The 12,379-nt window shown below is 44.0% G+C and carries 17 protein-coding genes and 1 pseudogene; 10 read left to right on the plus strand and 8 right to left on the minus strand.

Annotation, left to right across the window (positions count from 1 at the left end; translation table 11 throughout):
* Positions 1–23: 23 nt before the first annotated feature.
* A complete protein-coding gene (gene mciZ, locus ACZ43M_RS19455) occupies positions 24–155 on the plus strand; it encodes a Z-ring formation inhibitor MciZ (RefSeq protein WP_464504165.1) in 132 nt (43 codons plus the stop codon).
* A 279-nt stretch (positions 156–434) separates the two neighbouring features.
* Complete coding sequence (locus ACZ43M_RS19460; protein ID WP_464504166.1) at positions 435–1,346, plus strand: aldo/keto reductase; 912 nt, start codon at positions 435–437, stop codon at positions 1,344–1,346.
* Between the two features lie 27 nt (positions 1,347–1,373).
* Here the strand turns inward: ACZ43M_RS19460 and ACZ43M_RS19465 are convergent, their stop codons facing one another.
* Together ACZ43M_RS19465 and ACZ43M_RS19470 are read right to left on the minus strand one after the other, a co-directional pair.
* On the minus strand, positions 1,374–1,619 hold the full coding sequence (locus ACZ43M_RS19465; RefSeq protein WP_464504167.1) for a YqkE family protein: 246 nt from the start codon (positions 1,617–1,619) through the stop codon (positions 1,374–1,376).
* 94 nt (positions 1,620–1,713) lie between these two features.
* Positions 1,714–2,901: an acetyl-CoA C-acetyltransferase gene (locus ACZ43M_RS19470; RefSeq protein WP_464504168.1), complete on the minus strand. Its 1,188-nt coding sequence runs from the start codon at positions 2,899–2,901 to the stop codon at positions 1,714–1,716.
* Positions 2,902–3,030: 129 nt separating this feature from the next.
* Between ACZ43M_RS19470 and ACZ43M_RS19475 the strand changes: the two genes are divergently transcribed.
* From ACZ43M_RS19475 to ACZ43M_RS19485, 3 genes are all read left to right on the plus strand, one after another.
* Positions 3,031–3,957 (plus strand): hydroxymethylglutaryl-CoA lyase, encoded by a 927-nt coding sequence (locus ACZ43M_RS19475; protein ID WP_464504169.1) that lies wholly within the window; start codon positions 3,031–3,033, stop codon positions 3,955–3,957.
* Between the two features lie 43 nt (positions 3,958–4,000).
* Positions 4,001–4,141: a hypothetical protein gene (locus ACZ43M_RS19480; protein WP_464504170.1), complete on the plus strand. Its 141-nt coding sequence runs from the start codon at positions 4,001–4,003 to the stop codon at positions 4,139–4,141.
* A 94-nt stretch (positions 4,142–4,235) separates the two neighbouring features.
* Positions 4,236–5,150, plus strand: a complete 915-nt coding sequence (locus ACZ43M_RS19485; protein ID WP_464504171.1) for an alpha/beta hydrolase — start codon at positions 4,236–4,238, stop codon at positions 5,148–5,150.
* A gap of 20 nt (positions 5,151–5,170) precedes the next feature.
* Here ACZ43M_RS19485 and ACZ43M_RS19490 read toward each other — a convergent pair whose 3' ends face one another.
* The gene (locus ACZ43M_RS19490; protein ID WP_464504172.1) at positions 5,171–5,386 is read right to left on the minus strand and encodes an iron-sulfur cluster biosynthesis family protein; all 216 of its coding nucleotides are present in this window, start codon (positions 5,384–5,386) and stop codon (positions 5,171–5,173) included.
* Positions 5,387–5,652: 266 nt separating this feature from the next.
* On the opposite strand from ACZ43M_RS19490, the gene ACZ43M_RS19495 reads away from it, so the two are divergent.
* The 3 genes from ACZ43M_RS19495 (at position 5,653) to ACZ43M_RS19505 (ending at position 6,946) form a co-directional block, all read left to right on the plus strand.
* On the plus strand, positions 5,653–5,859 hold the full coding sequence (locus tag ACZ43M_RS19495) for a CDGSH iron-sulfur domain-containing protein (protein ID WP_464504173.1): 207 nt from the start codon (positions 5,653–5,655) through the stop codon (positions 5,857–5,859).
* A gap of 174 nt (positions 5,860–6,033) precedes the next feature.
* Positions 6,034–6,480 (plus strand): PaaI family thioesterase, encoded by a 447-nt coding sequence (locus tag ACZ43M_RS19500; RefSeq protein ID WP_464504174.1) that lies wholly within the window; start codon positions 6,034–6,036, stop codon positions 6,478–6,480.
* Between the two features lie 250 nt (positions 6,481–6,730).
* Entirely contained in the window at positions 6,731–6,946 is a 216-nt protein-coding gene (locus ACZ43M_RS19505) for a spore germination protein (RefSeq protein ID WP_464504175.1), read from the plus strand.
* Positions 6,947–6,975: 29 nt separating this feature from the next.
* Here ACZ43M_RS19505 and ACZ43M_RS19510 read toward each other — a convergent pair whose 3' ends face one another.
* Entirely contained in the window at positions 6,976–7,311 is a 336-nt protein-coding gene (locus tag ACZ43M_RS19510; protein WP_464504176.1) for a YolD-like family protein, read from the minus strand.
* A 105-nt stretch (positions 7,312–7,416) separates the two neighbouring features.
* Positions 7,417–8,676 (minus strand): Y-family DNA polymerase, encoded by a 1,260-nt coding sequence (locus ACZ43M_RS19515; protein ID WP_464504177.1) that lies wholly within the window; start codon positions 8,674–8,676, stop codon positions 7,417–7,419.
* Positions 8,677–8,835: 159 nt separating this feature from the next.
* Here ACZ43M_RS19515 and ACZ43M_RS19520 point away from each other — a divergent pair, with 159 nt between their 5' ends.
* Positions 8,836–9,027: a YqzH family protein gene (locus ACZ43M_RS19520; RefSeq protein WP_464504178.1), complete on the plus strand. Its 192-nt coding sequence runs from the start codon at positions 8,836–8,838 to the stop codon at positions 9,025–9,027.
* A gap of 29 nt (positions 9,028–9,056) precedes the next feature.
* Here ACZ43M_RS19520 and ACZ43M_RS19525 read toward each other — a convergent pair whose 3' ends face one another.
* Positions 9,057–9,587 carry a CBO0543 family protein gene (locus tag ACZ43M_RS19525; RefSeq protein ID WP_464504179.1) on the minus strand — a complete coding sequence of 177 codons (531 nt, stop codon included), beginning with the start codon at positions 9,585–9,587 and terminating at the stop codon, positions 9,057–9,059.
* A 210-nt stretch (positions 9,588–9,797) separates the two neighbouring features.
* On the opposite strand from ACZ43M_RS19525, the pseudogene ACZ43M_RS19530 reads away from it, so the two are divergent.
* Positions 9,798–11,026, plus strand: a pseudogene (locus ACZ43M_RS19530) (MFS transporter).
* 67 nt (positions 11,027–11,093) lie between these two features.
* Here the strand turns inward: ACZ43M_RS19530 and ACZ43M_RS19535 are convergent.
* Entirely contained in the window at positions 11,094–11,498 is a 405-nt protein-coding gene (locus tag ACZ43M_RS19535) for a YkvA family protein (RefSeq protein ID WP_464504180.1), read from the minus strand.
* 55 nt (positions 11,499–11,553) lie between these two features.
* Positions 11,554–12,351: an SDR family NAD(P)-dependent oxidoreductase gene (locus tag ACZ43M_RS19540; RefSeq protein WP_464504181.1), complete on the minus strand. Its 798-nt coding sequence runs from the start codon at positions 12,349–12,351 to the stop codon at positions 11,554–11,556.
* Between the last annotated feature and the right edge of the window lie 28 nt (positions 12,352–12,379).

Raw genomic sequence — 12,379 nt, forward strand, 5'->3', positions numbered from 1 at the left:
ATACTTTATTTGGAGGGGTATGGATGAAGGTGTATGTGCATGAAAAGGGAATCGTTCTGGTCGGCAAAGGCTGGGAAGTGCTGCAAAAACTGAAGGAATATAATCAAAAATTTGAAACAGTATCCGATTGGATGGCCAATGTTACGAAAAAATAAGACCTGCTGTTTGTAGTCTTTCCTGTTCTTGATTAAAATGATTAGAAAAGCGCAAGCGCCCTGGTCAGCGGCGTATGGCCTCCTCGAAAAAGCTAACGCTTTTCCTTCGTGCGATGCCAATGCTGAAGAAGCTTTCCTTGTGGAGCACTCCAACTGAGATAAAGGAAAACGAAGAGCCGGAGGCGATTCGATGTTGACTTATCGTAGGGCGGAGAGCGAAGGACACTAGCCGGTAGGGTGCTGGAGCTGGACAATAGAAAAAGAACGGGGTGATTTTTTTTGAAAAAGAGAAAATTGGGGCAATCAGATTTGTATGTAAGTGAGCTCGGGCTCGGCTGCATGTCGATTGGCACTGAAGAGGGAAGAGCACAGAGAATCATTGAAGCAGCTCTTGAGGAGGGTATCAATTATTTTGATACTGCTGATTTATATGATTTTGGGGTGAATGAAGAACTTGTCGGGAAGGCGTTAAAGAATGTCCGCGAACAAGTCATTATTGCAACGAAGGTGGGAAACCGCTGGAAGAACGACCGTTCTGGCTGGTCATGGGATCCTTCGAAGGCATATATCAAGGAGGCCGTAAAACAAAGCTTGAAACGGCTTGGCACCGATTATATTGACCTCTATCAATTGCACGGGGGCACGATGGAGGACCCGATTGATGAGAGTATCGAAGCGTTTGAGGAATTGGTTTCCGAAGGGATCATCCGTTATTACGGGATATCCTCGATTCGCCCGAATGTGATTCGTGAGTATGTGGCAAAGTCACATATTGTCTCCGTGATGATGCAATACAGCATCCTCGACCGTCGTCCCGAGGAAGAGGCATTGCCGCTGTTGGACGAACACGGTGTGAGCGTCGTTACCCGCGGGCCGCTGGCCAAGGGGCTGTTGAGTGATAAACTTTTGGGCAAGGCTTCCGGGAAAGGGGATTTGGACTATAGCTGCGAAGAATTGCGTGATGTATTGCCAAGGCTGAAAGAGAGAGTGAGCCGAGGCCGTTCTTTTACCGAGGTTGCTCTCCAATATAATCTGGCGAATCCTGTAGTTGCTTCGGTTGTGGCCGGAGCGAGCAGCGTGGAACAGATTCGGAGCAATGCAGCAGCAGTGAGGAGCACAGCACTGACAGAGAAAGAAGTTATGTTGATTAAAGAGTTGACCAAGACTAATGTATATCAGGAACATAGGTAAAGGAGAGCCTCGCTCTCCTTTTTGGCTCTATTTAAACTCCCGCCAATTCATCCCACTCTCATTTAACAGTTCTTCAAACGATTTATTCTTCTCTTTTAATCTTCTTTCTTCCCGCTTCCGCTGCTCTTCAGCCTCTTTCCTTTTTTCCTCTTCGGCTTTAAGCTGCTCCTGTTGGGTCTTTAATTGTTTTATTAATTCTGGATTGATCATATCCTTAAGTGTTACAGGGGCATCGTCCTTTTTCGGTTTTGCTTTTTGTTGTTTTTTCTTCATGGTCCTTGACGCTCCTTTTACTACCTTTTTCTTTTATTATAGCAAATAAATAAAAAGGCAGGCTATCCTTAAGATAGTCTGCCCTTATGTTCAATTATCCTAATTCCACGACTGTGGCGACTCCCTGGCCGCCGCCGATGCAAAGTGTCGCCAGACCTAACCGGGCATTTCTCCGCTTCATTTCATGAATCAGAGTTACGAGAATCCGTGCTCCACTTGCACCAATTGGGTGCCCAAGAGCAATCGCGCCACCGTTAACGTTTAATATATCTTTATTAAAATGAAGCTCACGGTCCACTGCTAGTGATTGTGCCGCAAATGCCTCATTGGCTTCAATCAATTGTATTTCCTCAAGAGATACGGAAGCCTTCTCCAATGCCTTCTTAACTGCAGGCACTGGCCCGATTCCCATAATACTTGGATCGACGCCGGCACTTGCATTTGCCTTAATGGTCACCAAAGGCGTTAACCCCAATTCCTCCGCCTTTGCTTTACTCATTACGACAACTGCTGCGGCACCATCGTTAATCCCTGATGCGTTCCCTGCTGTAACAGTTCCATCCTTTTTAAATGCTGGACGCAGCCCGGCTAACTTTTCCACAGTTGTTCCCTTTTTCGGATACTCATCAACTTTAAATACAACCGGGTCGCCTTTACGCTGCGGGATGACAACCGGGACGATTTCCTCTTCAAACCGTCCTTCTTCAATCGCCTTTACCGCTTTTTCCTGGCTCCAGGCCGAAAACTGATCTTGCTCTTCGCGTGTAATCGAATATCTTTCCGCCAAATTTTCCGCGGTGACGCCCATATGGTAATTGTTAAAGACACAAGTCAGACCATCTGACGTCATCGTGTCGACTAATTTTTGGTCGCCCATCCGGAAGCCTTCGCGGGCATTCTTTAATATGTATGGCGCCTGACTCATATTTTCCATCCCGCCGGCAACCACAACCTCCGCGTCTCCTGCTAAAATCGCTTGAGCCGCAAGGTGAACTGCTTTCAATCCTGAGCCGCAAACCTTATTAATCGTCATGGATGAAACGCTTTCAGGAATCCCCGCGTTAATGGCCGCTTGTCTTGCCGGATTTTGCCCAAGCCCTGCCTGCAGCACATTCCCCATGATGACTTCATCGACTTGTTCTGGCTTAATTCCCGCCTTCTCCAATGCTCCCTTGATAACCGTTGCACCCAATTCTGGTGCCGATACAGTTTTTAATCCGCCGTTAAAACTGCCGAGCGCCGTTCTGACAGCACTGACAATGACTACCTCTGTTTGCCCCATCAGCTCTCCCCCTTGTAAAATAGTTACCCTCATAATTGTATCATAGTTTTGGCAAAATTCCCTTTATTCTTGCTTTTTCGAATCTATCGCCAATACAATGGAAACAGGAATACACGAGGAGGGCCGTTGATGTTTAAATTGCCTAAAAAAGTAACTATAATTGAAGTGGGTCCACGCGATGGCTTACAAAATGAAAAATTATTCGTCCCAACTGAGATAAAGAAAAAGTTTATTGCCGGATTACGGGACGCCGGGTTAAAGGAGTTGGAGTTAACCTCGTTTGTGTCCCCGAAATGGGTGCCGCAAATGGGCGATGCAGCAGAAATTGTCTTAGACAGCCTTGATGACGTGACAAGAAATATTGTTCTAGCTCCAAACCGCAAAGGAATCGACCGCATCTACTCGACCAATTGCAAAGCAGTAGCACTGTTTGTCGGGGTTAGCAACAGCTTTAATTTAAAAAACATCAATAAAACCACTCAGGACAGTATCGCAGAACTGAAGCCGATCATCCAAGAACTTAAACAAAAAAATTATTTTGTCCGCGCCTGCATTTCGACCGCATTTTATTGCCCTTATGAAGGAAAAATCAGCGAGGATGACACTTTAAAGCTGTGCCGCGAATTTGTCCGTGCCGGGGTTGATGAGTTAAGTGTCGCCGATACCATTGGAATGGCAGTGCCGATCGAATCATACTCACTTTTTTCAAAATTAAAAGCCGAGTTCAGCCAAACTTTTATAACTGCTCATTTCCATGATACTCGTAAACTTGGCCTTGCCAACATTCTGGCTGCCTTACAGGCTGGAATTGACCGCTTTGATACGTCAGCCGGCGGGCTTGGCGGCTGCCCATTCGCTCCTGGTGCAAGCGGAAATGTCGCAACAGAGGATGTTGTTTACATGCTCGAGCGAATGGGAATTGAAACAGGTGTCGACCTGCAAAAACTGGTCCAGGCAATAGAAATTGTCCGCCCTCATCTTTCACGTGAAATTGAAACCGGTTACTTTCGGCTGCATGCTCAGGACGGTTTCGTGAATAATCCCCCGAAGGTTTAAGCATCTTATTAGATGATACGACCACTGAAGGGAGATTTTATTCATGAGCCAAAAACGGGATAAAGGAAACAGTATGGCCGGGAAAAACTATGCAGATTCAGCAGGAGGCGGCAAGCGGATGATGGCTGCTGAAGAAATGGAGAAAGCCCTCCATCCGACAAAACGCCAAAATTCGGAGCAATAAATGAACGTTTAAAGCCGCTCATTGGAATAAGCGGCTTTTCTTATGGTAAAATTAATTTTGTTAATTTATGTAATATTCTTTGGAGGTGCCATTTTTGAAAAAGGCATTTCGCACCCTGTTCATTGTGCTATTTTTTTGGCTCGTGCTCGGCATTTATTTTACCAACCGAATTATGTACATTAAAAAGAAGGATGAGGATTTTATTCTAAACCGGGAAAAGGAGGCGGGCAGATTTCAGCCGGACCAATTTGACTCACTTCCAAAACGAGATGTAACGATTCCTTCGCCGTTTGGCTACAACATTAAGGCTGTGCTGGTGGAACCACATCAGACGAACCGATATGTGATTATTTCACACGGAGTAACGGAAAACAAAATTAATTCGGTAAAATATATGAACCTGTTCCTCGAGCGCGGTTTCAACACTTTGATTTATGACCATCGCCGCCACGGCGAATCCGGGGGCAAAACAACGAGCTATGGCTATTATGAAAAGTTTGATTTAAAGGCGGTTGTCGACTGGCTGAAACAGGAGAAAGGCCCAGACCTGGAACTTGGAATACACGGGGTCTCGATGGGGGCGGCAACGATGCTGCTATATGCGGGTCTACTCGAAGACGGTGCCAATTTTTATATTGCGGATTGTCCTTTTTCCGATTTTAAACAACAGCTTTCCCATGTCATTAAACGGGATTTTAAAATATTCCCCGGGTTGCTGCTGCCTATAGGTGACGCGTTACTAAGGCTGCGTGACAAGTATTCGTTCCGCCACGTTTCGCCTATTTCTGTGATTGAAAACATCAAACATCCTGTCTTATTTATTCACAGCCAGGAAGATGATTTTATTCTGCCGTCGATGACCCATGATTTATTCCAACAAAAGAAAGGCCCAAAAATGCTGTATATTGCGGAAAATGGCGTCCATGCCGCGGCTTTGGATGAAAATCCGGACGATTACAAACGAATCGTAGACGAGTTTTTGGATAAATACACTCAATATGCATATTAAACAGACTGCCCATTTCTGGATCAGTCTGTTTTTTCTTTAATGACGAAACTCATATGCGAGTTTAAAATTTGCTGTGGGCTTTTTAATTGAAATGTATTACTGCTGCTGGAAAAATCAATCTTCATCTGCTCATCGAAGAAAACCAGCTTTTGTTTTTCAATATAAACTGAACGGTTATTTGTGTTTATTTCAATTTCGTCTTGATCTATGTCGCCTGTGAACCACAGGGCTGCCACACCGTTGACTGCTCAGCCGCAGCCGTCTGTATCGTACACCAGCTTTAAATAGCCGTCACGTCCGGCTGTTCTCTCATCGATCTTTTTAGCGGCATCTTCTGTAATAATAATTTCCACATTTAACACTCCCCTATTTTAGGCATATGATGATTGTAGCATATGTTTGTTTAGGCGGTTTTTATTTTGCTTGCGGCCTTTTGGTTGCATTTTCCTGTTAAACCAGTTATTCTCTTGATTAATATGAATATTTAAAAGGGGTGCTCTTAATGTCAAAGGTCACAATCAAAGTGAACGATAATGGGTCGCTTAGAATTACCGGTGATGTGGAATTGTTGGATGGCGAGGGCAATGTGTATACAACCAAACCTTCCTTTTCTCTGTGCCGCTGCGGCATGAGTAAAAACAAACCATTTTGCGACGGCTCCCATAAGGGGAATTTCGATTCCCAGGTTCGGGTGCCAAAAGAAGATTAAAGTTCAAAACCTTGTATAATAAAGCGGCTCAGTTCAAACTGAGTCGTTTTTATTTCTGTTTCTCTTATTTATTATCAGAATGGTCGGAATATTATTTACCGAATGTACTAAAAATGATACTATTTTTCCGAATGAACATTCAAAAATGCAATTTTAATAGGAAAGGTGAAAATAATGAACAAATTAGAAGGTTTAAAGAAAATGATTACAGGTGAAAGACCTGACCCGCCAGTGGCCGAGGTACTTGGTTTTAAAGTGGTAGAGGCTGAGGAAGGCAGAGTGGTGATCGAATTGGACGCAACGGAAAGACTTCATAATCCAATGGGCACATTACACGGTGGGATTTTGTGTGATATAGCCGATGCTGCGATGGGATATGCTTTTTCTAGTACGCTTGCGGATGATGAACTATTTACATCGGTGGAGATTAAATTAAATTTCCTTAAACCCATCTTTAAATCAAAGCTCCGTGCTGAAGGAAGCTTAATAAAAAAAGGCTCTTCAGTTGGATTACTAGAATGCCAAATATATGATGAAAACGACAGTCTCGTAGCGCACTCGACTAGTACATGTATGATTTTGAAGGGAAACTCGGCGGGAAAAAGATTAAAAAAAGAATAATGAATGTGGGATGATATGGCTTCGATTATAACTGCTGCTCCCCCCAGGAGGCTGAAAGCAAGGTGGAGTTACAAGAAAATGAGTATTACCACCTTGCTGGCAGTCATGAATACTGCCATGCTTTAGTTTAGAAAAAACACTCCCAAAGATGACATCTATGCTGCTATTCAATTCCCCTGACACCCATTAGGCATTTGGACAATCACAAGCCTTTCTCTAAAATAAACTGGAGTTAAGGACGGTGATGTTAATGTCACACTCAATCAATATTGGTCGATTTAAGGTACAAACAGTTTCCCAAAACGCCAACATTAATTCTGGCGGAGCCTTTCAAAACAGCCACACTTCGAACATTACCATGATTGGTGGCAATTTTAGTTTCGGTGATGGCTGCATAAATTCCTTCACAACTATTAATTGTGGGAATATTACGATCTCAAATGAAGACTCTGCTCAGGATTCCTAGGAACTAAACCCGTTATTGGACAGCTTCTTTTATTTATCAGTGAGCCGGATGTCGGCAATTGTACCGATTGGAATCCGGTGCACTTCTTGAAATCGATCGATAACATGCAGCCTGTGGGCAAGCTCATCCCAGTAATGAATTTTTCCAATCACGATTTCATAGTTTCGGTTCCGGTAATGGGTAATGGTTACATATTGGTCGAATTCGATGGCCTCAGACAGGATTTCATTCATCATTTCGAGCTGCTGTTCATCCATTTCTCTTTGTTGTTCATACTGGTCTTCCTTGACCCATTCCCTGAGCATTTTCACATGCTCGGGCAGCATCATCGACGTCCACTTAATTCTCCCTCGGTCGCGAATCATTTGCTTTCCTTCTTTCCTTTGCTGTTTTCCCAAACTTTCTTTGCGGATATTAAACCCATCTTATTTGCCGATAGGCTGTTTTACTTGTATTGCACCCCTTCTGCCCTACATCTTATGCCCGCCCACTAGGGTTGCCCGGTGCTTGGCGGTGCCTCCGGCCGTATAGGAAACAGCGCGCAGCAGGGCGCCGGGGCCGAAGCGGCGGCGGACCGAATCCACGACATAGCCGAGTTCGCGCCGTTTATAAGCACCTTGGTCAAATAAATCAAGTTGAAGCTCGGAATCATCGACAATATTGCCGAGCGTGATTGAAATCTGCCGAACTGTTTTGCCGTTATAATGCTCATGAAATAACTCAAGACAGACACGGTAGAGGTCCATCGTGACGTTAGTTGGATGCTCAATTGATCTTGAGCGGTGAAAGCCGCCGCCAAATTCATCCTGGCTATAGCCGACGCCAAGGCTGACTGTCCGCCCGGCTTTTCGCCTTGTTCTCGCTCGCTTGGCTACCTCCTCGCACATTTCCAAAATGACATGCTTGATTTCATGTTCGTCTTTATAATCGCGCAACAGTATTTGGCTTTTGCCAAAGCTGATTTGCCCTTCAATAATCGGTGCGCCCAAATCGGATAGGTCGACTCCCCAGGCATGATAATAAAGCTGATTGCCCATGATGCCGAATTTCTTTTCGAGCAGATCCAAATCATAGCGGGCCAACTGGCCAACATTAAAAATCCCCATGCTGTTTAAAGTCTTTTCGACTCGTCTGCCGATGCCCCACATTTCCCGTAGCGGTGACACATTCCAAAGCTTTGTCTGAACATCATCATAGGTCCACTCGGCGACCCCGTGTTTCTTCGCTTCCAAATCGAGGCAAAGCTTCGCCAACAGCATATTTGGTCCGATTCCGACAGCGCATGGAAGCTGGAATTCGCGCTCAATATCGTCCTTGATTTTTTTCGCAATCGTCCATGCATCGCCCCACAAATCCAAAGCGCCGTCCACTTTAATAAAGCTTTCATCGACGCTGTAGGTGTGGATGGCCTCTTTTGGCACATAGCGGTTAAACACGCGGCTGATCTCGGTTGAAATCCGTAAATAAGTGGCCATTTTGGGTTCAACTAATTGAATCCGCGGATCCTTTGGAATTTCAAACAGCCGTGAGCCCGTTTTGATGCCAAACTCCTTTTTCAGACGAGGGGAAGCGGCAAGCACGACACTTCCCTGCCGGTCCTTGTCGCCGACAATCGCAATATAGCAATCCAATGGATCGAGCCCGAGCATGACAGCGGAGCAGCTGGCATAGAAGCTCTTCATGTCGACACATAAGATTTTATTATGTGGTAACGTGCTGTAATCAACCATGAATGATCCCTCACAGTTTTATTTTTCGAACATTTGTTCCTTAATATTATATATATCATCTTAAGCGAATATTCGTTCGTATTCAATGGAAATTTTTTGAGGGATACCAAATATGGCTTATCCACAAAAAAAGCTATAATGGGAATGAGGTGTATGATTATGGAGAAAAAGCTGGTTGTGAAGATGATAAGGAATTGTTTTAAACAATATTATGAAGGGGATTCCCTGCCTATTGGCGAACAAGAAATGGATGAACTGGTCACACGGATTCTTCAAACGAAAGAAGAAGAACCGACAGCAGATTTATACGAGGTTATAAATGATAAAGTGTATGAGTTTTTAACAGGATAAAAAAACAGAGCGAAAAAGAATTCACTCCATTATCGAAAAACAGTAGAAGGAACTTCGAATACATTCCATAAGAATAAAATGAACCCGGCCGAAAGCAGCCATGCGAATATTGGCTTATGAAAGTGTACTTTTAGGATAAAAAACATAACCGTGCAAAACAGGACCGACCAGGCCAGGTTCCAGCCATTGAAGTATTTAATAAAATGCAGTTTAACATCGATAAATTCATTAATAAAATATATTACCACCCAACCGATGAAATAGAAAGATTGTTTGAGCAGGCTGCCCTTTGGAAAATTTGCCAGATAAATAAGGGCAGTGGCAGGATATTTAATAATAATAATTGATAGGGATATATGCGCATTGGTTAGCCCTACTTTTTCATCAATAGTCGGCGGGTTATATCTCCACATCGGAAAATGATCTGACAACAAATATAAATATGATAAATCTCCAATAATAAAGAAAAGAATGGTTGGATAATATTTTTGCCAATTTCTCCAATCCCCCCATTTCCATAACGCCCCAAGCCATATGGCTGCATAGATTGCATTGACCATAATATACTCCTTACACTCAAATTTCCATTTTCTTACAACAACTACAGTATACCGTTAATTCTCTTTTGGTATTCATGAACAGGCACTCCGAATAATCAATTCCATTATGAAAGTGGAAATTTCTTCGAGTTCAGAAATAAATAATTCTCTTTTCACTCATTCAGTAGTAATATATGGATATTAAAGTTTCATTGAAAAGGAGATCCATATATGAGTCAACCAGCAGTGCTGACCCCGCAAGCACCGAAAGCTTCTGAAGCAACGATGTACAAAATCCTATTTATTATCGGGCTTTGCCATATGTTGAATGATGCCATTCAAGCGTTGTTCCGGCCATGTTCCCAATTCTGGAAAAATCGATGGGGTTAACGTTCACCCAACTAGGGATTATCGCCTTTTCTCTGAACATGGTTTCATCCGTGATGCAGCCTGTTGTCGGCATGTTCACCGATAAAAAACCGATGCCCTACGCCTTGCCAGTAGGCTTGACCTTTACGTTGTTTGGCGTACTTGGATTGGGATTTGCCCCATCATTCGGAATGGTCGTGTTATCAGTCCTGTTCATCGGGCTTGGTTCAGCGGTGTTCCATCCAGAAGGTTCGAGAGTAGCCTATATGGCAGCCGGAAACCGAAGAGGGCTTGCCCAGTCGATTTATCAGGTGGGCGGCAATACCGGCCAGGCATTTGCACCGCTGATTACGGCTTTAATCCTAGTGCCGCTTGGACAAATTGGTGCCTCGTGGTTTTCGATTGTTGCCGCGCTTGCCGTCATTCTATTAATCTACATTGCAAATTGGTATAATCAAAGACTGCTAATTGCTCCAATTAGGAAAAAACAGAGCAGCGCCGGCCACCAAACGGGCGTATCAAAAGAGGTAAAGCGGGCGTTAATCTTGATCTTGCTGCTGATTTTTGCACGGTCCTGGTATATTTCCGGAATGACCAATTTTTATGCTTTTTACGGAATAAGAGAGTATGCTCTCACGATTAAAGAATCACAGCTTTTCTTGTTCGCCTTTTTAGTAGCCGGAGCATTTGGCACCTTTTTTGGGGGGCCGCTTGCCGACCGTTTCGGAAAGAAAACTGTCATTTCATTTTCGATGCTGGCCACCGTGCCATTTTCCATCCTGATTCCGAATGTTCCGCAGGCAGCAGCATTTATCTTGCTTATTTTGACTGGATTCATCTTGATGACGAGTTTTTCTGTTACAGTCGTCTATGCCCAGGAACTAATACCGGGTAAAATTGGCTTGATGTCCGGCCTAACTGTCGGGCTTGCCTTTGGAATGGGAGCGATTGGTTCTGTCGGACTCGGGCTTATAGCTGACATAATTGGTCTTCAAACAATGATTATTGGCCTAGGAGTTCTCCCGCTCTTAGGATTAACCGCCTTTCTCCTGCCAGCCGACCAGAAGGTACGAGAGTGGAATCAAAATTAAACAAAAGCACCCCGACAACGTTACTCGCTGCCGGGGGCTTTTTTTACTCACATGTCATAGTTTTTTGCTAGCCAAGTTTTTTATCAATATCCGATGTATCTACATGATCTCCAAACCAGTCTGCTAATTTTTCTTTTGCTTTATTTTTAATTTCATCATCAATATACATGGCTATTTGTAAAAGAGCTATGCCCAATGCTCCCAAATCATCTGTGTAGCCGACCCCGACCGCTATATCAGGAATTAAATCCAATGGAAGAATGAAATACCCCAAAGCCCCAATAATAACTGCTTTTGTCTTAGCCGGCACGTCTGGTTTTTGCAAGGTAAAATATAAAAGCAAAACTGCATACACGACAGATGAACCTGCTTTTTTAGCAAATTTCTTTAGTTTGTCCCAGAATTTTTCATCAGAAAAATTGTTACTAGAGGCTTCCATGGCCTTTTCAAATTCTTCTTGATTACTTGCCATTTTAGACCACCCTTTCCGAACAGGCAGGATTACAAACATTTTAAAAAGTGACGGACTACTTTTTATTTAGGATTTTCTTGCCAATTTTCTCAAATAATCGCGGGAACAGAACATAAACCACACTGCCCATATTCATCCAGCGCGGCAGGTTGATTTCCCGGGTTTTCGTCAGCATGCTGCCTACGACCTTCTGAGCGACGAATTCCGGCTGGAGCATAAACTTCTGCACATTTTTTACATAAGTCCCCTTTTCATCCGCAATGGTGAAAAAATTGGTCGCAATCGGACCAGGATTAACAGAGGTCACCCGAATATTGTAATCATCTAGCTCCATTCGAAGCGAATTCGTATAGCCAAGCACGGCATGTTTGGACGCCGAATAAACACTCGACTTTGGCGTGGCAATTTTTCCTGCCTGTGAAGCAATGTTAATAATATGGCCAAAACGCCGTGCGCGCATCTTCGGCAAGACCATACTGGTGCACGCCATCAGCCCGACAACATTCACCTCGAACATCCCTTTGATTTCGTCCATTCTAGCTTCATGCGCCTCGCGGAACACGCCAAAACCGGCATTGTTGACGAGAATATCGACATCGCCGACACAAGCAAAAATTTGCTGGAATACCAGCTTCACTTGATCCGTATTTGCTACATCCAACTGATATACTTCCACGTTTACCTGATATTTTTGCTCAAGCTCACCTTCAAGCTGCTGAAGCTTGTCGATGCTGCGGGCAAGTAAAACGAGATTGGCGCCACTTGCGGCACATAGCCTGGCAATTTCTGCCCCAATTCCGCCAGAAGCGCCGGTAATCACAATATTTTTTCCTTTTATTCTATCGTTGAACATTTTGAGCACCCCATCAGAGTCGCCATGC

It is taken from the genome of Neobacillus sp. B24 (genome assembly GCF_055381825.1).